Genomic DNA, 18038 nt, shown 5'->3' on the forward strand with positions numbered 1-18038 from the left:
GGAGGTCAGGGCCGGGGGTTGGTGCGCTGCCACCGCGGGCGTGCGTCGGGTCCGCGCCGGCCGGCGGCCGAGGCGCAGCGCGGGCGCAGGCGCCGTACCCGGTCGGCGGCGCCGCCGGACTCCGGGAAGGTGTCCGGCCATCCAATGTGGGGGAAACGGGCCAGGCGCGACCGGCTCAGGGACAGCCCGCAGACGGTCTCGTTGCGGTCCGGCTCCCAGGCGTGCACCTCACCGGAGGGCAGGCGGCGCCGGCCCTCCTCCTCGTCGGTCCACTGCCCGGACGCCGCGACGGCGTACTGCTTCACCCGTGCCATGACGCGCCCCGCCGGTCAGCCGCCGGCCTGCTCGACGCGCAGCCGCACCCGGTCCTCCAGGCGCCGCAGGCTCGTGTCCAGGGCCTCGCCCACGCGCAGCGCGCCCGGGTCGTGACCGGCGTCGCGGCACCTGCCTCCTGTTCGGGGACGTACAGCGCACCGCGTTCCCGGCCCGCCGCACCCCGACCACGGGAGCCCGCCGGCTGGGGCCGCCGCCCCGGGCGGGGAGGCGGCCCCGCCCGGGCTACACCACCCCGGCCCGGCCCGCGGTGTCGTCGAGGAACCCGCCCGACTGGTGCTGCCACAGCTTCGCGTAGGCGCCGTCGATCCCGAGCAGCTCCTGGTGGGTGCCCTGCTCGACGATCCGGCCCCGGTCCAGCACGACGAGCTGGTCCATGGTCGCGACCGTGCTCAGCCGGTGCGCCACCACCAGCGCCGTCCGCCCCTCCATCAGCCGCCACAGCGCCTGCTGGACGAGGACCTCGCTCTCGGAGTCCAGGGCGCTGGTCGCCTCGTCGAGCAGCAGGATCGGCGCGTCGCGCAGGATCGCCCGGGCGAGGGCGACCCGCTGGCGCTGCCCGCCCGACAGCTTGATGCCCCGCTCGCCGACCATGGTGTCGAAGCCGTCCGGCAGCGCGTCGGCGAACTCCGTGACGTGCGCCGCCGCGGCCGCCTCGCGGATCTCGGCGTCGGTGGCGTCCGGCCGGGCGAAGGCGATGTTCTCGCGCAGGGTGCGGTGGAACATCGCCGGATCCTGCGGCACGTAGGCGATCTGCCCGCGCAGGTCCGCCTGGCGCAGCCGGCTGATGTCCTGGCCGCCGACCAGGATGCGGCCGCCGTCGATGTCCGTCATCCGCAGCAGCAGCCGCGTCAGGGACGTCTTGCCGCCGCCGGACCGGCCGACCAGCCCGACCTTCGCCCCGCTCGGCACGTGCAGGTCGAGTCCGTCGAACAGCGGTCGGCCGCCGCGGTGGGCGAAGGTCACCTTCTCGAAGCGGACGTCGGCGCCTCGCGGCCGCAGCGGCTCCGGCTCCGGCGGGTCGAGCACCGTCGGCGGGGTCAGCAGCAGCTCGGTGAACTGCGCGGCCTCCGTCATCGAGCTCTCGAGCCGGCGGTAGATCTGGTTGAAGTCGAACATGATCCGGGTCGCGTTGTTGTAGTAGGCGAAGGCGACCACGATCGCCTCCACGCCGTGCGCGCCCCCGGCGAGGGCGACCGCGAGCAGCAGGCCCAGCGCGTTGGTGAGCACGGACATCGGCGCGACCAGCGTGTCGATCCGCAGATTGCCGTAGTCCCACGAGCGGATCGTCAGCCGGCGCGACATCGCGACCCGGGAGCGGTGCTCGGCGGCCTCGCGCTCCTCCGCGGCGAACGCCCGGACCGTGTCCATGTTCATCAGGCTGTCGGCGACATGGCCCGAGACCCGGGCGATCGCCTCCTCACGCTCGTCGACGAGCCGCTGCCGCCTGCGGATCAACGGCACGACCAGCACCGCCGTCAGCGCGATCATCGCCAGCAGCCCGACGACGAGCAGCGGTTCGTAGCGCCACAGCACCACCGCGCCGAACGTCAGCGGCACGAAGCTGCCCACGATCTGGAACGTCAGCGTGTCGACGAACGGCTCGAACCGGGACGCGAAGCTGAGGACGCGCTTGGTCAGCGACCCGGCGAAGTTGTCGTGGAAGAACGCGGCGTCCTTGGCGAACAGCTCGTCCATCCCGATCACGTACAGGTGCTCGATGCCGAGGGCGTCGAGCCGGTTGAGGCAGTGCAGGGCGACGCGCCACAGCACCTCGGCGAGCAGCAGCACACCGGTGAAGCCGAGCACGTACGGCACGGTCGAGGCGACCGTGACGTCCCCGCCGCCGGCGAGGTCGCCGACGAGCTTGGCCACGATCAGCGGCGCGACGTAGTGGATGCCGATGTTGCCCAGCGCCGAGAGCAGCATCGCGGGAGCGGTCCACCGGCGCAGCCGGGACAACTCCCTCGTGTAGTGGCGTAATGCGAGCAGTACCGAGCGCTTGCCCGGCTGAACCCTGCGTGTTCCAGACGTTTCCATCCCACCCCTGTGTCGTTGTGCGGCCGCCCGCCACGCGCGTGTGCGGGCAGGGGCCATCGCCGCAACAAATGTGTGGATTGACGGGTCGAGTCCGGAAGTGTCCCGCGACGGCGCCCGCGCAGTCCAAGCGTTTTCCGGCCGGGCGGTGGTGTGCGGGGAGCGCCAAGGGGCGCGGCGGGCGGACTCGGGGGTGCGGCCGGGCCGCCGCGGACCTCCCCGCTCAGGACGACGGGCTGTCCGGGCGCAGGGTGAAGACCCGGTCGAGCCCGACGAGGCTGAGGACGCGCAGCAGGCTCGCCGGTACGGCGGCCAGCACGACCTCGGCCTCCGCGGCCAGGGCGCGCTGGCGGGCGGCGAGCAGGGCGGTGATGCCGGAGGAGTCGCAGAACCCCAGCCCGGACAGGTCGAGGACCAGGCACTGCCCGGCGCTCAGCGGGAGGTCGTCGATCCGCCGGCGCAGCTCGGGCGCCCGGTCGAAGTCCAGGTCCCCGGCCACGCGCAGGACGGGGCCGCTCGCGGTGTCGTGGTGGTCGACGGTCAGCGGGTTCATCAGGAGCGGCTCGTCGCGGAACGTGAACGTGAACGGGAGCCGGCACGGGGCCGGGACGGGGCCGCGGGGACACCCAGGGCCAGCAGGGCGGTGTCGTCGTTCAGCCCGTCGCCGAAGCTCTCCAGCAGTCCGGTGAGCGCGCCGATCACCTCGCCGGGGGAGGCGGGTGCGCGGCCCGCGGCGAAGGCGAGCAGGGCGTCCTCGCCGAGCAGGTCGTCACGCCCGGCTCCGGCACGCGCCTCGGTGAGTCCGTCGGTGTACAGCACCATCGTGTCGCCGGGGGCCAGGACCGTCTCGGCGGTGCCCATCGGCGCGCCCGGCACCACACCGACGAGCATGCCGCCCGGCGTGGGCAGGTACTCGGCCCGTCCGCCGGCCCGCAGCACGAGCGCCGGCGGATGACCGCCGGAGGCCAGCCTCACCACCGTCGGCCCGTGCTCACCGCCCGGCTCGACGATCCCGAAGACACACGTGCAGTAGCGGGGGTCGCCGCCGGCCGTGTACCGCTCGTGCAGCACGGCGTTCAGCGTGGCCAGGGCCGAGGCCGGATCCGGGTCGTGGTGCGCCGCCGCCCGCAGGGTGTAGCGGGTCAGCGAGGTGAGGGCCGCGGCCTGGGGGCCCTTGCCGCACACGTCACCGAGGAAGAACGCCCAGCGGTTCCCGGCGGCGGGGAACAGGTCGTAGAAGTCGCCGCCGAGCAGGTCCGGCGCGGCCGTGTGGTAGTGCACGGCCGTCTCCAGCCCCGGCACCGCGGGCAGTGAGTCCGGCACCAGGGAGCGCTGCAGGACGGTGAGCGCGGCGGCCAGCCTCGACCGGTCCGCCTCGGCCTGCCGCCGGGCCTCGTCCGCCGCGGCCCGCAGCTGTTCCGCCTCCGCCCGGGCCCGCTCGGCCTCCTGGCGGCGGCGCAGCAGCTCCTCCTCGTAGGCGCGGCGGTCGGAGGCGTCGAAGACGGTGGTGCGGATCAGCAGGGGCTCGCCCTCGGTGCCGTACTTGACCACGGCGGAGACCAGCACCGGCAGCCGGGCGCCGTCCTCGCACCGCATCTCCAGGGCGATGCCGCGCAGCTCGCCCTGCATGCGCAGCAGCGGGGCGAAGTGCGTCTCGTGATACAGCCTCCCGCCCACGGTCAGCAGATCCGTGAAGTGCTTGCGGCCCACCACGGCCGCGCGGTCCAGGCCGAGCCAGTCCAGCAGGGTGTTGTTGATCTTGGCGACGGTGCCGTCCATCAGCGTGGACAGGTAGCCGCACGGCGCCGACTCGTACAGCTCGTCCGCGCCGTCCTCGAGCAGTGCCGTGAAGGCCGCGTCCATGCTCGCCTCGTCCCCTGTACCGGCGGGTTCGGGCACGCCGCCCGGCCGGCACATCACGTCAGGGTCCCGAGGAACCCGAGGATCGCCGCGCTCGTGGCCTGCGGCGCGCTCAGCTGCGGGCAGTGCCCGGTGGCGGCGAGCGTCACCAGGCGGGAGGACGGGATCGCCGCGTGCACGTAGGCACCGACCTCGCGGGGCGCGATGGCGTCCTGCTCGCACTCCAGCACCAGCGTGGGCACGGTCACGCCCTTGAGCTCCTCGCGGCTGTCGGACAGGAAGGTCGTACGGGCGAAGACCCGGGCGATGTCGGGGTCGGTCGCGCAGAAGCTGTTCGTCAGCTCCCGGCCCAGCTCCGGGCGCTCCGGGTTGCCCATGATCACCGGCGCCATGACGGACGACCAGCCCAGGTAGTTCGCCTCCAGCGAGGACAGCAGCTCGTCGATGTCCTCCGTGCTGAAGCCGCCGCGGTAGCCCTCGTCGTCGATGTAGCGGGGCGAGGGCGCCACCATCACGAGCGCCCCGATCCGCTCCGGCGCGGCCCGCGCCGCCAGCACCCCGACCATGGCGCTGACCGAGTGACCCACGAACACCGCTGAGCGCAGGTCCAGCTCCTCGCAGACGTCGACGACGTCATCGGCGAAGCCCTGCAGCGAGGAGTAGCGCTCCTCGGTCCAGGCGGACAGGTCCGAGCCGCCGCAGCCGACGTAGTCGAAGAGCACCACGCGGTACCGCTCCGCCAGGGCGGGCACCACCAGCCGCCACATGTTCTGGTCGCAGCCGAACCCGTGCGCCAGGACCAGCACCGGCGCGCCGTCGGGGCCGGCGAGCTGCACGTTGTTCCTGCGGCGGATGTCCATACCGACCATGCTCCCACCTCGCCGGGCACCCCACGACGGCGGGCGGCACCGCACGGTCCCGCCGCCCGGCCTCCGGGCACCGCCGTCCTCCGCGCGGCCGCGCTCAGCCCAGGTACACGGGAAGGCGCGGGCCCGGCCCGCCGAGGCGGGCCGGGGCGTGCCACCCGGGCGCGGGCCCGGCGACGACGGGCGCCCGGTCGGCGGGCGCCGGGGATCGTCGAGGTGCTACCACCGGTCCGGGTCACACGACCCCCGGCGCCGGCGCGGCCGGGGGGCGTGCGAGCGGCGTCAGCTTCCCGGTGTGCCGAGCCGGTCCGCCGCCACGGCCAGCAGCTCCTCCGGCGTGCGCGGTCCCGGCTCCTCAACCGGCAACAGCCCCTGCACGCGCAGGAGTTCCGCCGCCGCCGCGCCCCACGGCAGTCGCAGTCCGGCCTCGTGGAGCAGGTCGGTGCGGGCCAGGACCGTGGACGCGGGGCCGGTGCGGACGCCGGACGGGGTGAGCAGCGCCGCGTCGTCCGCCCAGCCCAGGGCCAGGTCGACGTCGTGGGTGGCCATGACCACGGTGGTGCCGCCCGCGCGCAGCCCGTCGAGCGTGGTGAGCAGCCGTTCCTGGCCGTCGGGGTCGAGTCCGGCGGTCGGTTCGTCGAGGATGAGTACGCGCGGCCGCATGGCGACGGCGCCCGCGATGGCGGTGCGTTTGCGCTGGCCGTAGGAGAGCAGGTGGGTGGGCCGGCCGGCCAGGGCGGTGATGTCGAGGGCGGCGAGCGCCTCGGCCACCCGGGCCCTGACCTGCGCGTCGTCCAGACCGAGGTTGAGCGGCCCGAACGACACGTCCTGCTCGACGGACGCCGCGAACAGCTGGTCGTCGGGGTCCTGCACCACCAGCTGGACGGTCGTGCGCAGCCGCGTCAGGCCCTTGCGGTCGTACGTCACCGGCTGCCCGGCGACCGTCAGCCGGCCCTGGTGCGGTTTCAGCCCGCCGCTGAGCAGCCGCATCAGCGTGGTCTTGCCGCTGCCGTTGCGGCCGAGCAGCGCGAGCGCGCGCCCCTCGCGGACGTCGAAGTCGAGGCCGCTGAGCACGGCCGGGCCGTCCTCGTAGGCGAAGGAGGCGCCCCGCAGGGCGACGAGGGCGGGCTCGCTCATGCCGGCGGCCTTTCCAGGACGAGGGTGAGGGCGGCCAGCGCGGCGAGCAGCGCCCCGCTGGCGGCGGTGAAGCGGGCGGAGACCCGGGCCTCGGGCACCAGGACCCGCAGGGTGCCGTCGTAGCCGCGCCCGGCGAGCCCCGACTGCAGGCGCGCCGCCCGGTCGAAGGCCCGGACGAACGCGGTGGCGCCGAGCCCGGCCAGGGAACGCCACTCCGCGGCCCGGCCGGTGTGACCGAGCCGGGCGGCCTGCGCTTCCCGGATACGCCGCACGGAGTCCAGCAGCAGGAAGCTCATCCGGTACGTCACGAGCGCCACGTCGACGACCGGCGCGGGTACTCCGGCCCGCACCAGACGCGGCAGCAGGTCGGACATGGGCGTGGTGAAGGCGAACAGCAGCACGCCGAGGGACGCCGCCGAGGTGCGCAGCAGCAACTCCCCGGCCCGGACCGGCCCGTCGGGGGCGAGGGAGACGAAACCCCCCGGCCCGCCGACCTGGACGAGCAGCGTGACCGCACCGGTCACGCAGAAGCCCAGCGGCACCCGGTAGGCACGCCACAGCCGCCGCCCGGGCACCCCGGCCGGCCCCAGCAGCAGGACCAGCGCCGTCAGGAGCACCAGGGCCGCGCCCGGCCAGGGCGGCAGCGAGATCGCCAGCAGGGTGAGGCCGAGTCCGAGCACGGCCTTGTCCACGGGGTGGCGGCGGCGCCAGCGGCTGCTGTGCGCCGCCGCGTCGATCGGCAGCACGCGCGCTCAGTCCTGCCCGGCGGCGGACGGACCGCCGGCGTCCGCGGGCACGCTCCCGGTGTGCCGCTCCAGCGCCCGCTGCTCGCCCTGCCGCCGTCCCCGGTGCAGCCCGAAGTAGTAGGCGAGGAAACCGGTGCCGAGGGCCGCCTGCAGGGAGAACAGCGCCGACTCGATCTCCCCGGACGGCGGCTCGTACAGCGGTGAGAACCACGGCTCGTAGTCCGGCTCGATCTCGGTGATCGCCGCCTCGGCCTCGCCGTCGGCGCCCGTGAACGGTTCCTTCTTGTGGTCGCCGAGTCCGAGCGCCAGCGGCAGCACGGCGAGCGCGGCCACGACGAACAGCAGCACCAGGTTGATCTTCGTGTTCCGCTTCATCGGGCCACCGCCTCGGTCTCCGTACGGGACCGCTTGCCGGCGACGAGGACGCCCAGCCGGGTCAGTTCGCCCTTGCTGGACTGCACCAGCAGCCGCATCACGAGCACCGTCAGCAGACCCTCGCTCACCGCGAGCGGGATCTGGGTGACGGCGAAGATGGACCCGAACTTCCCGAGCGCGCCCCAGAACCCGCTGCCCGGGTCGGGGAAGGCGAGCGCCAGCTGCACGCTGGTGACGCAGTAGGTGGACAGGTCGGCGACGAACGCCCCGCAGAACACGGCCGCCATCAACGGCACGTCGTAGCGCCGGAGCAGCTTGTAGACCGCGTACCCGGCCCAGGGCCCGACGATCGCCATGGAGAAGACGTTGGCGCCGAGCGTGGTGAGCCCGCCGTGCGCGAGCAGCAGCGCCTGGAAGAGCAGCGTGATGGTGCCGAGCACCGCCATGACGGGCGGCCGGAACAGGATCGCCCCCAGGCCGGTTCCGGTGGGGTGGGAGCAACTGCCGGTCACGGACGGCAGTTTCAGCGCGGACAGGACGAACGTGAAGGCGCCGGAGGCACCGAGGAGCAGAGTGCTCTCGGGGTGCTCGCGGACTTCACGGGTGAGTGACCGGACCCCGTGGACGACGAACGGCGCCGACGCGGCGCCCCAGGCGACCGCGTGCGCCGGAGGCAGGAAACCCTCGGCAATGTGCATGGCTCAGCAGACCCTCTCCAGCACCTCGTGGATGGTTGACGCGCCTTGGCCGGTCTCCTGGCTGACGGGTACCACCGCCCGAACTCCGCCTTCCCGGGTCACGAGGACCCAGTGGCTGCCCGTGAGGGCTGGAGCCGGACTTCCCGATTCACAGTGGCGAGGGCCGCACCGGCATCACACCGGATTTCCCGTTCACCAAGGCCTGGTGACAATAAGGCCGGGGTAAGGGCGATGACAAGCCGCCCCAGGGGGCGCGTGAGGGGGCGTCCGCTCGCACACCGGCGCAAGCGCGCTCAGTCGTCACCCTCGTCGTCCTCGCCGTCCCCCTGGCCCCCGGGCCGCTGATCCTGCGGGGGTTGCGGTGCGTCCGCCTGCTCCTGAGGGCTGCCGGCCGTCTCCTGCGCCGGGGTCGCGGGGGCGGACGCCGGGGCGGCGGAGGCCGGTGGTGCGGGTGCCGCGGGGGACGGGGTGACATCGGCCACTGTGCCGGCCTCGGGCGCCGCGGCGCCGCCGGGGCCGGAGGTGACGGGCCCGGCGGACTCGGCACTCTCGGCGCCCTGTTCGGCCGCGGGCGCGGCGGGGCCGCTCGCGGACGGGGACGGGTCGGGTTCCGTGCCCTCCGTCGAGGTGTCGTCCGGTGAGAACCACAGCATGCCGAGGAACATCGCGGCGAGGAAGAGCGCCGCCGCGCCGGCGCCGGCGGCCACCCGCGGCCGGTTGCCGGGGCCGCCGCGCGGCGCCGAGCGGCGGCCCCGCCCGCCCCGCGCCGTACGCGGCCCGGTGGGCAGCGCGTAGGTGACCGGATTGCTCGTCTCGCCGGGCGCGTACGTGGCCGGCCCGGGGGAGCGGACCGGGGCCGTGGCCTCCGGCAGCGGCTCGGGCAGACCCCGCCAGGCGCCGCCCGCGAACCACTCGGCGGCCTGCTGGGCCGTGGGCCGGTCCTCGGGCTGCTTGGCGAGCAGCCCGAGCAGGTAGTTCTCGAAGGCCGGCGGCAGCTGGGCGACTCCCAGCTCGCGCGGCGGCACGGGGGCGGAGTCGAGGTGCTGGTGGAGCAGCGCCACGGCGCTGTCGGCGTCGAACGGTGGCCGGCCGCTGAGCAACTGGTAGAGCACGCACCCCAGGGAGTACATGTCGGAGGCGGGGCCCGCGGGCTTGCCCAGGGCACGCTCCGGCGCCAGGTAGAGGCCCGTGCCGACGATCTGCCCGGTCGCGGTGAGGGCCGCTCCGGGGTCGTCGAGGAACCGCGCGATGCCGAAGTCACCGATCTTCAGGGTGCCGTGGGCGTCCAGCAGCAGGTTCGCCGGTTTGACGTCACGGTGGACGATGCCGCGCGCGTGCGCGGCGGCGAGCCCCGCGGCCGCCTGGGCGGCCAGCACCGCCACCCGCTCGGCGGGAAGCGCCCCGGAGGTGGTCAGCACCCGGGCGAGGCTGTCGCCCTCGACCAGCTCCATCACCAGGTACAGCCGGTTGTCGTACTCGCCGAAGTCCAGCACACCGACGACGTTCGGGTGGTTGAGACTTCCGGCGGTCTGGGCTTCCAGACGGAAGCGGGAAGCCGCCGTGGCGTCGGTGTCCTGGGGCAGCAGCAGCTTGACCGCCACCGCTCGGGCGAGCGTCTCGTCGTACGCACGCCACACCTCTCCCATTCCACCGCGCCCGATCTCCTCGTCCAGCCGGTAGCGGCCCGCTAGCAGCACACGTCCTCGTCTCATGCTCGGGGAACTCGCCGCAGCCCGAACTCTCCGTGGTCGCACGGGGATTGGTGGGGGTGCCGCAGCCGACCCAGGATACTGGCGCCGGATGACCGCTCCTGTCCCGACCGATGTCCCGAACCGTACGCTCCGGGACATCCCGGAGCGAAGGCCTCGCAGGTCGCGGGGGTGCCGGGGCGCGTCCGGCGCCGCGCCTCCCCGGCCGGGGCGTGGCTAGGCCGCCGTTGCCGTCTCCTTCTGCGCGCGTGGCAGCAGCGCCACCGCCAGCGCCGGTACGGCCGCCAGGACCAGCCACGGCACCGCGGCCGGCAGCCCCGGGTCGAGCAGGGAGCCGGTGGCCGCGCTGCCCGCGAGGACGATCAGGCCGGACACCGAGGACAGCGCGCCCGTGTACAGCCCGATCCGCCCCTCCTCGGCGAGGTCGGGCACCCACGCGCGGGCGGCGGGCACGACGAGCATCTGCCCGACGGTCAGCAGCACGACGAAGCCCGCGGCCGGCAGCAGCCCGGCGCTGCCCGTCCAGCCGGCGGGACGGGCCGCGGCCACCACCGCGAACCCCGCCGCGATCAGTAGCAGTCCGGCCGTCATGGAGCGGCGCAGGCCGAGCCGCTCGCCCGCCCAGCGGGTCACGGGCAGCTGGGCGCACACCACCAGTGCCGAGGACAGCGCGAACAGCCAGGACAGCGGCGCCTGGGAGCCCGCCGCGCGCTGCACCTCGCCGGGCAGGGCCAGGTAGAGCTGGTTGTAGGCCAGCAGGTACGTGCCGTACGCGCAGCACAGGGCCAGGAAGCGGCGGTTGCGCAGCAGCGCCCGCGCCCCGCCCCGGCGCCCGGCCCGGACCCGGCCCGGGATGTGCTGCGGCATCAGCCGCAGATGCCCGGCGAGGACGAGCACGAACACCGCCGCGCCCGCCAGGCACGCGGTGCGGAAGTCGACGACGAGCAGCAGCGCGCCGAGCAGCGGCCCGGCGAAGGCGCCGGCCTGCCCCGCCACGCTGAACAGGGCCAGCACGCCGGTGCGTGAGCCGTGCCCGGCCTCCTCCCAGGCCACCGCCTGGCGGGCCACCTCGGACTCCACGGCGGGCGAGAACAGCGCGGCGGCGAAACCGATCAGCAGCACCGCCCCGATGACGGCCCAGCCGGCCCGCGCGTACCCGAGCCAGACGAACCCGGCGATCCGCAGGGCGCAGCCGGCCAGCACCACCGGCCGCACGCCCCACCGGTCGACGAGCCAGCCGCCGACCACGAACAGCCCCTGCTGGCTGAAGGTGCGCAGCCCGAGCACGAAGCCGACCAGCCAGCCCGCCATGCCGATCGCGGTGCCGAGGTGCCCGGCGAGGAACGGCAGCACGGCGTAGAAGCCGACGTTGAAGGCGAGCTGGGTGAGGATCAGCAGCCGCAGCAGCGGGGACAGGGCGGACCACAGCCGCCGGGCGCTCTCGCGGGGCGCGCGTGCGCTTCGTCCCCGGGCCGGGGCGCGGGAGATCGGTTCGGTCATCGTTCTTCCACGGGGGAGCCGGACACGGGAGCCAGGGGGGCGGCCGGGCGGTTCGTCCGTGGCCGCGGCGCGACCGTGACCCGCTCTCCGGGCGACTCGGGCGACTCGGGCGACTCGGGCGGCTCGGGCGGTCCGGGCGGTCCGGGCGGTCCGGGCGGGACGTCCGGCCGCGTGCGTCTCCGGGGCAGCCGCAGGCCACCCGCGGCGGTGACCGCGAGTGCCCCGAGCAGGGCCAGGACGGCCGCGGGGAAGAGCACGGCCCACGGCGCGCGCTCGGCGTACGGCTGGTTCTCGGCCAGCAGCAGACCCCACTCGGGGGACGGCGGCTGGGCGCCCAGGCCGAGGAAGCCCAGCGCGGCGAGGCCCAGCGCGACGCCGGGCAGCCGCAGCAGGGCGTGCCGGGTGACCGGCGGCAGCACGGCGGGCAGCAGCGCGTGCCGCAGCAGGTGCAGGCGGCCCGCTCCCAGCGCCCGGGTGGCCACCAGGTGGGTCGTCGCGCGTTCCTGACGCAGCAACGAGGCGGTGTGCGCGGCCAGCGGCGCCCAGGCCACGACGGCGAGCGCGTACGCGGGCGTCCACGGACCGCTGCCCGCGACACCGGTGACGAGGAGGCCCGCCACCACGGGCGGCACGGCGCTGACCGTGTCGACCAGCGGCCCGGACAGCCGAGGCAGCAGCCCCAGCAGCACACCGGCGGCGAGCGCGGCGGCGCTCACCGCGAGGGCGGTGCCGAGGGTGGTCAGCGCGCCGTGCGCGACCCGGGCCAGCACGTCCCGGCCGAGGGCGTCCGTGCCGAACGGATGGGCGGGGGAGGGGCCCTGCAACCGGGCCAGGGGGTCCAGGGCGAGCGGGTCCCGGGGCAGCCCGGACACGACGACGGCCGCGAGCAGCGCCCCGTACACGAGCGGCAGGACGCGGGGCGCGGGCGGCCCCGGCCGGTGCAGGGAGTGCAGAGCCCCGTCGCGCAGGGCGGGTCCGATGAGCAGCCGGGCCGTGAGCCGGGCGAGGACGCCGGCGACGGCCGCGAGCAGGACCAGGGTGAGGGTGCCGGTCTGCAGCACGGGCAGGTCCTGCGCCAGCGCGGCGTGCAGGGTGAGCCGGCCGAGGCCCGGGATGTCGAAGATCTGCTCGACGGCGACGGAACCGCCGGTGAGACCGACCACGAACAGGCCCAGGTTGGGCAGCAGCCCGGGCACGCTGCGGCGCACCGCGTGCCGGGCCACGGTCGCCGGCGGGATGCCGCGCGCGGCCGCCGCGACCGCCCACGGTTCGGTGAACGCGCCGGGCAGCAGATCGTCCAGCATCCGCCCGAGGATCGCCCCGGCGGGCAGGCCGACCGCCAGCGAGGGCAGCACCATCCACTGCGGGCCGTACCAGCCCAGGGCGGGCAGCAAGCCGAGCTGGACCCCGAGCACCGAGGCCAGCACCGAGGCGACGAGGAACTCGGGCAGCGCGGCCAGCACCGCCGACGCCGTGCCGCCGGGGCGGCGGGCGCCGAGCCGGCCGCGCGCGCCGAGCCGGAGCGTGCGGGCGCACACGGCCGCCGCCGTGACCGCGGCGACGACGAGGGCCCCGGCCATCAGCAGCAGCGACGCGCCGAGCGCCCGCACCACACCGGGCAGCACCTCGGAACCCGACACCCAGGAGGTGCCCGCGTCCCCGTGCAGCAGCCCGCCCAGCCAGCGGCCGAGCAGCACCGACGGGCCGTCGTCGAGACCGAGTTGGGCACGCACGGCACGCAACGCCTCGGGGGTGGCGTCGCGTTCGGCCGACCGTGCCCTGAGCACGGTCAGGGCGGGGTCGGTGCGGGACAGCCACGGCAGCAGGCCGATCCCGCAGACCAGGGCGGCCGTGAGGGCGGTCCGCCAGAGCAGGACCGGGCCGCCGCCGCGCACCAGGGCGCGCCGGCCGGCGGCGGCCCGCTTCATCAGGGGGTGGCCGAAGCTGTTCAGCGCCGGGTCCCCGTACCGATGAGGGTGCGCTCGTACGGGTCGGGCAGCGCGCCCCGCACGGACGCGGCGACGCCCGTCGCGATCTTCAGGTGCACCAGCGGGATGACCGCGTCGGTGCCGAGGACGGCGGCCTCCGCCTTCATCGCGGCGGTCTGCCGCTCGGCGGGGTCCGTCTCGGCCTGGGCGGCGGCGACCAGCCGGTCCACGTCCTTGTCGCACAGGAACGACAGGTTGTTGGAACCGTCGCAGGTGTAGTCGCTCGCCAGGACGGTGACCGGGTCGCCGGTGTCCAGCATCATGTTGCGGGAGAACACCGCGGCGTCGAACTTCCCGGCGAGCAGGTCACCTTCGAGGCGGGCGTACGTCCGCACCTCCAGCTTCACCTCGAACCCGGCCTTGCGCAGCTGCTGTTGCAGGACCTGGGCGGTCTCCGGCAGCTCGGGCCGGTCGCTGTAGGCGGCGACGGTGATGTCTTCGCCTCCGGGTTCGGTGGCCCGCGCCCGCCCGGCCGGTTCGAGGCGCTTGCCCGCCGCCCAGGTCAGCGCCGGCCCGAACAGGCCCTGCGCGGGCACCGCGTACCCCTCGTAGGAGCCCTTGGCGACGACGGAGGGGTCGATCGCCTCGCGTGCGGCCGCCCGCAGCCCCGCGTCGGTGAAGGCACCGGACTCGGTGTTGAGGTACAGGCTGGTGTTGCGGGCGGTGTCGACCTCGTGGACGGTGCCCTCGTCCAGGGACGGGACCTGGGCCACGGGCAGCGACTCGGCGATGTCGACGTCCCCGGTGCGCAGGGCGTTGGCGCGGGCCGTGCCGTCGGACACGAACTTGGCGTCGACGCCGGAGGCCTGGGCCCGTCCGCCCCAGTGGTCGTCGAACCGGCGCAGGGTGGCGGCCGTGTCGCCGGTGACCTCGGTCAGTTCGAAGGGACCGGTCGCGGTGCCGACCACGTCGACCTCGCCCTTCGCGCCGTACGCCTTCGGGGCGAAGACCGCGAGGGACGGGTTGGACAGGCGCAGCGGGAGGACCGGGTCGGGTTCGGCGGTGCTGACGCGGACCCGCTCGCCGTCCACCGCGGTGGCGGTCAGCTCGACTCCGGAGAGCGCGGGCGGCTGCGGGTCCGCCCTGCCGGCGGCGGTGAGGGCGGCGGCGACGGCCTTCGCGGTGACGGCCTCGCCGTTCTGGAACGTCGCGTCCCGCAGGGTGAACACCCAGCTCTTCCCGCCGTTCTCGCTGCTCCAGGACTCGGCGAGCGCGGGCACCGCCGTGCCGTTCGCGTCCAGCCGGGTCAGCCCCTCGGTGACGCCGAGCCGGGACAGGAGCATCGCGTCCTGGCCGTAGGGCGAGTAGTTCTCCGTCGGTGCGAAGGCGAGGGCGATGCGCAGACGTGCGCCGCCCTGCGCGCCGGCGGAGTCCGCGGAGTCCTCGCCGGGGGAGGCGAAACAGCCGGAGAGCAGCGGAGCGAGCAGCAGACCGGCTATGAGCCGGCGACGAGGAGCGTTCATAATGTATATGAATACCATTTTCGGTAAGCGCTTCGCCAAGCGGTGCGCTAGGCGAACGGGATCTCGAAGTGCACGGCGCCGCTTCCTCCGCCGGGCACCTCCTCCCGCTCGTCGCACACCACCTTGCCGAGCGCGCGCCACAGCTGCATCGCGCCGGGTGAGTGCGGATGGGTGTGCAGGTAGACCGACCGGTAGCCGCCGTCGTTCCGGGCGAACTCCAGCAGACGGCCGACGAGTTGCCGCGCCAGTCCACGCCGCCGGTGTGCGGGCCTCACGTACACCCGCCGCAGCTGCGCGGTCTCGCCGGACGGGTACCGCTCGGCCAGCCGGCGCGGGTTGGGCGGGTGTGCCGGCCCCCGTGCGTCCAGCGCGGCGGTGGCCGCCACCGTCCCGTCGTGCTCGTCCACGGCGACCAGCAGGGTGTGCCGGACCGGGGTCAGGTAGAAGGACGCCGGATCGATGATGTCGGCGTGCCAGCGCGGGACATAACCGGTCCCGAAGTCGCGGTACACCGCGTCGAGCATCACCGCCCGGGCGTCGTCGACGTCCTCGGGCGTGGCTTCCCTGATGATGTAGGCACGCATTTGCGCATCATATGCAAGTACTGCATCCGGGCGGCCTGTGGGTGAGCGTCCCGGCCGCGTCCGGGCTCAGCGGCTCAGCCCTCCGACGGCGTCATCAGGACGAAGTCCGCGTTCGCCGGGTCGAGGCAGACCGCCAGCCGGCCCACGCCCTCCGCGTCCTCGGGGCCCATCTGCACGCTGCCGCCGTTCTCCCGGACCCGGGCCACCGCGGCGTCGCAGTCGTCGACGGTGAAGACCGGATGCCAGTACGGCCGCCCGTCGTTCAGCGAGAGGTCCTCCGCGCGGAGCTCCATGAGGCCGCCGTGCATACGCTCCTCGGGCAGCCCGGCCGGGGTGATGAGGGTGTACGTGCCCGCGCCGCCCGGCAGCGCCATGTCGCTGAACCGCCAGTCGAAGAGCCCGCCGTAGAACTGCCGAGCGGCCGTGGCGTCGGTCGTGTACAGCTCGGTCCAGGACAGTGAGCCCGGCTCGTCCACCAGGTCGAGGCCCTTGCTCGTCCCGGGCTGCCACACGGCGAACTGGCCGCCCAGCGGGTCGGTGTACTGAGCCATCCGCCCCCAGCCGTCGAGGTCCATCGGGGCCACCCGGACCGCCCCGCCCGCCTGCTGCACGGCCCGGGTCGTGGCGTCCGCGTCGGTGACGCTGAAGTAGAGCATCCAGGCCGGGCGGGCACCCTCCTCGGTGAGCGTGCCGAGGCCGGCGACGATCTTGCCGTCCTTCTTGAACATCCCGCCCTCGAAGTCCCCGTTCCCGCCCATGGACTCGTACTCCCACCCGAGCACGGCGCCGTAGAAGGCCGCGGCGGCCCGGACGTCCGGAACGCCGAGGTCGAGCCAGCAGGGCGAGCCGGGGGCGTACTCGGTGGTGATCATGGCTGGGCGTTCCTTTCCGCGGGTCCTGCGCCCAGCGTGGCACCGGGCAGCGGCACGCGCCCGCCGGCGGAACCCGTTCGGCGCTGCCGCCGCGGCGTCCCGGTCGTGCGATCATCAAGGCCGTCGCCCGGCCGGACGGCCGCGCGTCCGGTGAGGGGGTGGGCGGGCGTGGCCACCGGCTGGGAGTGGGACGAGACGCTCTTCGCGGGGGCGGCCCCCTACTACGACCGCGGGCGGCTGCCGTACGCCCCCGGGCTGGCGGACGCGATCGCCCGCGCACTGCCGCCGGACGGGCGGGGCCGCCTCCTCGACGTGGGCTGCGGGCCCGGGACCGTCGCGCTGAATCTCGCGCACCTGTTCCGCGAGATCGTCGGAGTGGACCCCGACCCGGAGATGATCGCCGAGGCCCGGCGCAGGGCCGGGGAGCGGGGCGTGGACGCGAAGGCCCGCTGGGTGCGCGCCCGCGCGGAGGCGCTGCCCGCGGGGCTCGGCCGCTTCGACGTCGCCGCCTTCGGCCAGTCCTTCCACTGGATGGACCAGGACCCGGTGGCGGCGACCGTCCGGGACATGCTGCGGCCGGACGGGGCCCTGCTGCACATCGCGGACCTGAAGTCGCCGTCCCGCACCGCTGAGGGCCTGCCGCATCCCGAGGTCCCCTACGCGGCCGTCGACGCGCTCGTCAAGCACTACCTGGGGCCCGTGCGGCGGGCCGGCCGCGGGGTGCTGCCGCAGGGGACGCCGGGCGGAGAGGCCGAGGTGTTCGCGCGGGCCGGGTTCGCCGGCCCCCTGCGTCTCGTGGTGCCCGGCGGGCAGGCGCTGGAGCGGAGCGTCGACGACGTCGTCGCCTGGGTGTTCTCGATGTCGTTCTCGGCGCCCCATCTGTTCGAGGGCCGCCGGACCGGCTTCGAAGCGGACCTGCGGGCCCTGCTGCGCGAGGCGTCACCGTCGGGCCGGTTCTCCGAACGCGGCCCGGGCACCGAGGTGTTCGTCTGGCGGCGGCCGCCGGACGCCGGCTGACCGGGGCGTCGCCCACGGGCCCGCGCGGGACGGCGTGGGCGGAGGGCCGGGGGAGCGGCGTCAGTGGACGGACAGGCCGCCGTCGACGAAGAGCGACTGGCCGGTGATGTAGGCCGACGCAGGGCTCGCCAGGAAGACCGCCGCGCCCGCGAAGTCCTCGGCCAGTCCGTTCCGCCCGACCAGCGTGCGCCCGGCCAGGGCGGCCACCGTCTCCGGGGACGACGCCAGCCGCGCGTTGAGCGGGGTCATGACGACGCCCGGCACCAGCGCGTTGCTGGTGACGCCGCGCGCCGACCACGCCTCGGCCTGGGACCGCGTCAGCGCCTCCAGCCCGCCCTTGGACGCGCCGTAGGCGCCGCTCTGGACGAACGCCCGGTGGGCCTGCTGCGAACTGACGTTGAGGATCCGCCCGTACCCGCGCCGCGCCATGCCCGGACCGAAGCGCTGGCCCAGCAGGAAGGGCGCCTCCAGGTTGACGGCCATCGTCATGTCCCAGACGTCCTCCGTGAGTTCGTCCATCGGCGGGCGCAGATTGACGCCGGCGCAGTTGACGAGGATGTCGGGCTCCCCGAACGCCTCGGCCGCCCGCTCCGCCGCCGTGCGCACGCCCTCGCGCGTGCCCAGGTCGGCGCTGACCCACGCGGCACGGCAGCCCTGAGCCGTCAGCTCCCCGGCCGTGGCGATCAGGTCCGGCTCCTTGCGGGCCACGGCCACCACGCTCGCCCCGGCACGCGCGAGGGCCCCGGCGATGGCCCGGCCGATGCCGGAGCTGCCGCCCGTGACCACCGCGACCCTGCCCTCCAGGGAGAACAGCCCGGACAGGTACGTCTGCGTCGCCTCTGTCGTCATGGCC

The 18038-nt window shown here is 75.1% G+C and carries 17 protein-coding genes, 1 pseudogene and 1 riboswitch; of the genes and pseudogenes, 1 reads left to right on the forward strand and 17 read right to left on the reverse strand.

What is annotated here, in order from left to right; all coding sequences use genetic code 11:
* Positions 1 to 5: 5 nt before the first annotated feature.
* The 16 genes and pseudogenes from ABZY20_RS08330 to ABZY20_RS08405 all read right to left on the reverse strand — a co-directional run bounded on the left by ABZY20_RS08330 (position 6) and on the right by ABZY20_RS08405 (position 16168).
* The gene (locus ABZY20_RS08330; RefSeq protein ID WP_356438353.1) at positions 6 to 314 is read right to left on the reverse strand and encodes a hypothetical protein; all 309 of its coding nucleotides are present in this window, start codon (positions 312 to 314) and stop codon (positions 6 to 8) included.
* Positions 315 to 329: 15 nt separating this feature from the next.
* Positions 330 to 437, reverse strand: a pseudogene (locus tag ABZY20_RS08335) (SRPBCC family protein); the annotation flags it as partial.
* Positions 438 to 558: 121 nt separating this feature from the next.
* The gene (locus ABZY20_RS08340; RefSeq protein ID WP_356438356.1) at positions 559 to 2373 is read right to left on the reverse strand and encodes an ABC transporter ATP-binding protein; all 1815 of its coding nucleotides are present in this window, start codon (positions 2371 to 2373) and stop codon (positions 559 to 561) included.
* A 220-nt stretch (positions 2374 to 2593) separates the two neighbouring features.
* Complete coding sequence (locus ABZY20_RS08345) at positions 2594 to 2923, reverse strand: STAS domain-containing protein (protein ID WP_356438359.1); 330 nt, start codon at positions 2921 to 2923, stop codon at positions 2594 to 2596.
* Positions 2923 to 4287, reverse strand: coding sequence for a SpoIIE family protein phosphatase (locus ABZY20_RS08350; protein WP_356438362.1), 1365 nt, complete (start codon positions 4285 to 4287; stop codon positions 2923 to 2925). Before ABZY20_RS08350 ends, ABZY20_RS08345 begins: the two co-directional genes overlap by 1 nt.
* Complete coding sequence (locus tag ABZY20_RS08355; RefSeq protein ID WP_356438685.1) at positions 4287 to 5090, reverse strand: alpha/beta hydrolase; 804 nt, start codon at positions 5088 to 5090, stop codon at positions 4287 to 4289. The genes ABZY20_RS08350 and ABZY20_RS08355 overlap by 1 nt, the downstream gene beginning before the upstream one ends.
* Positions 5091 to 5378: 288 nt before the next feature.
* The gene (locus ABZY20_RS08360) at positions 5379 to 6233 is read right to left on the reverse strand and encodes an ATP-binding cassette domain-containing protein (protein WP_356438365.1); all 855 of its coding nucleotides are present in this window, start codon (positions 6231 to 6233) and stop codon (positions 5379 to 5381) included.
* The gene (cbiQ, locus tag ABZY20_RS08365) at positions 6230 to 6979 is read right to left on the reverse strand and encodes a cobalt ECF transporter T component CbiQ (protein ID WP_356438368.1); all 750 of its coding nucleotides are present in this window, start codon (positions 6977 to 6979) and stop codon (positions 6230 to 6232) included. The genes ABZY20_RS08360 and cbiQ overlap by 4 nt, the downstream gene beginning before the upstream one ends.
* Before the next feature lie 6 nt (positions 6980 to 6985).
* Positions 6986 to 7354: an energy-coupling factor ABC transporter substrate-binding protein gene (locus tag ABZY20_RS08370; protein ID WP_356438371.1), complete on the reverse strand. Its 369-nt coding sequence runs from the start codon at positions 7352 to 7354 to the stop codon at positions 6986 to 6988.
* Positions 7351 to 8052: an energy-coupling factor ABC transporter permease gene (locus ABZY20_RS08375; RefSeq protein ID WP_356438374.1), complete on the reverse strand. Its 702-nt coding sequence runs from the start codon at positions 8050 to 8052 to the stop codon at positions 7351 to 7353. Before ABZY20_RS08375 ends, ABZY20_RS08370 begins: the two co-directional genes overlap by 4 nt.
* 29 nt (positions 8053 to 8081) lie before the next feature.
* Positions 8082 to 8267, reverse strand: a riboswitch (cobalamin riboswitch).
* A 78-nt stretch (positions 8268 to 8345) separates the two neighbouring features.
* Positions 8346 to 9749 (reverse strand): serine/threonine-protein kinase, encoded by a 1404-nt coding sequence (locus ABZY20_RS08380; RefSeq protein ID WP_356438688.1) that lies wholly within the window; start codon positions 9747 to 9749, stop codon positions 8346 to 8348.
* A gap of 228 nt (positions 9750 to 9977) precedes the next feature.
* Positions 9978 to 11261 carry an MFS transporter gene (locus tag ABZY20_RS08385; RefSeq protein WP_356438377.1) on the reverse strand — a complete coding sequence of 428 codons (1284 nt, stop codon included), beginning with the start codon at positions 11259 to 11261 and terminating at the stop codon, positions 9978 to 9980.
* The gene (locus ABZY20_RS08390) at positions 11258 to 13189 is read right to left on the reverse strand and encodes an ABC transporter permease subunit (RefSeq protein WP_356438380.1); all 1932 of its coding nucleotides are present in this window, start codon (positions 13187 to 13189) and stop codon (positions 11258 to 11260) included. The genes ABZY20_RS08385 and ABZY20_RS08390 overlap by 4 nt, the downstream gene beginning before the upstream one ends.
* A 20-nt stretch (positions 13190 to 13209) precedes the next feature.
* On the reverse strand, positions 13210 to 14712 hold the full coding sequence (locus ABZY20_RS08395) for an ABC transporter substrate-binding protein (RefSeq protein WP_356438383.1): 1503 nt from the start codon (positions 14710 to 14712) through the stop codon (positions 13210 to 13212).
* A gap of 47 nt (positions 14713 to 14759) precedes the next feature.
* Positions 14760 to 15296, reverse strand: coding sequence for a GNAT family N-acetyltransferase (locus tag ABZY20_RS08400; RefSeq protein ID WP_356438386.1), 537 nt, complete (start codon positions 15294 to 15296; stop codon positions 14760 to 14762).
* Between the two features lie 74 nt (positions 15297 to 15370).
* A complete protein-coding gene (locus tag ABZY20_RS08405; RefSeq protein ID WP_356438389.1) occupies positions 15371 to 16168 on the reverse strand; it encodes a VOC family protein in 798 nt (265 codons plus the stop codon).
* A gap of 168 nt (positions 16169 to 16336) precedes the next feature.
* Here ABZY20_RS08405 and ABZY20_RS08410 point away from each other — a divergent pair, with 168 nt between their 5' ends.
* Positions 16337 to 17185: a class I SAM-dependent methyltransferase gene (locus ABZY20_RS08410; protein WP_356438392.1), complete on the forward strand. Its 849-nt coding sequence runs from the start codon at positions 16337 to 16339 to the stop codon at positions 17183 to 17185.
* 60 nt (positions 17186 to 17245) lie between these two features.
* Here ABZY20_RS08410 and ABZY20_RS08415 read toward each other — a convergent pair whose 3' ends face one another.
* Positions 17246 to 18034, reverse strand: coding sequence for an SDR family oxidoreductase (locus ABZY20_RS08415; RefSeq protein ID WP_356438395.1), 789 nt, complete (start codon positions 18032 to 18034; stop codon positions 17246 to 17248).
* Positions 18035 to 18038: the final 4 nt, after the last annotated feature.

This window comes from Streptomyces sp. NPDC006624, assembly GCF_040611555.1.
In the GTDB taxonomy this organism is placed as follows: domain Bacteria; phylum Actinomycetota; class Actinomycetes; order Streptomycetales; family Streptomycetaceae; genus Streptomyces.

Coding starts and splice junctions, on each gene's coding strand:
- ABZY20_RS08330 (WP_356438353.1), bottom strand. CDS start 314: ATGGCACGGGTGAAGCAGTACGCCGTCGCGGCGTCCGGGCAGTGGACC.
- ABZY20_RS08340 (WP_356438356.1), bottom strand. CDS start 2,373: ATGGAAACGTCTGGAACACGCAGGGTTCAGCCGGGCAAGCGCTCGGTA.
- ABZY20_RS08345 (WP_356438359.1), bottom strand. CDS start 2,923: ATGAACCCGCTGACCGTCGACCACCACGACACCGCGAGCGGCCCCGTC.
- ABZY20_RS08350 (WP_356438362.1), bottom strand. CDS start 4,287: ATGTGCCGGCCGGGCGGCGTGCCCGAACCCGCCGGTACAGGGGACGAG.
- ABZY20_RS08355 (WP_356438685.1), bottom strand. CDS start 5,090: ATGGACATCCGCCGCAGGAACAACGTGCAGCTCGCCGGCCCCGACGGC.
- ABZY20_RS08360 (WP_356438365.1), bottom strand. CDS start 6,233: ATGAGCGAGCCCGCCCTCGTCGCCCTGCGGGGCGCCTCCTTCGCCTAC.
- ABZY20_RS08370 (WP_356438371.1), bottom strand. CDS start 7,354: ATGAAGCGGAACACGAAGATCAACCTGGTGCTGCTGTTCGTCGTGGCC.
- ABZY20_RS08375 (WP_356438374.1), bottom strand. CDS start 8,052: ATGCACATTGCCGAGGGTTTCCTGCCTCCGGCGCACGCGGTCGCCTGG.
- ABZY20_RS08385 (WP_356438377.1), bottom strand. CDS start 11,261: ATGACCGAACCGATCTCCCGCGCCCCGGCCCGGGGACGAAGCGCACGC.
- ABZY20_RS08390 (WP_356438380.1), bottom strand. CDS start 13,189: ATGAAGCGGGCCGCCGCCGGCCGGCGCGCCCTGGTGCGCGGCGGCGGC.
- ABZY20_RS08395 (WP_356438383.1), bottom strand. CDS start 14,712: ATGAACGCTCCTCGTCGCCGGCTCATAGCCGGTCTGCTGCTCGCTCCG.
- ABZY20_RS08400 (WP_356438386.1), bottom strand. CDS start 15,296: ATGCGTGCCTACATCATCAGGGAAGCCACGCCCGAGGACGTCGACGAC.
- ABZY20_RS08405 (WP_356438389.1), bottom strand. CDS start 16,168: ATGATCACCACCGAGTACGCCCCCGGCTCGCCCTGCTGGCTCGACCTC.
- ABZY20_RS08415 (WP_356438395.1), bottom strand. CDS start 18,034: ATGACGACAGAGGCGACGCAGACGTACCTGTCCGGGCTGTTCTCCCTG.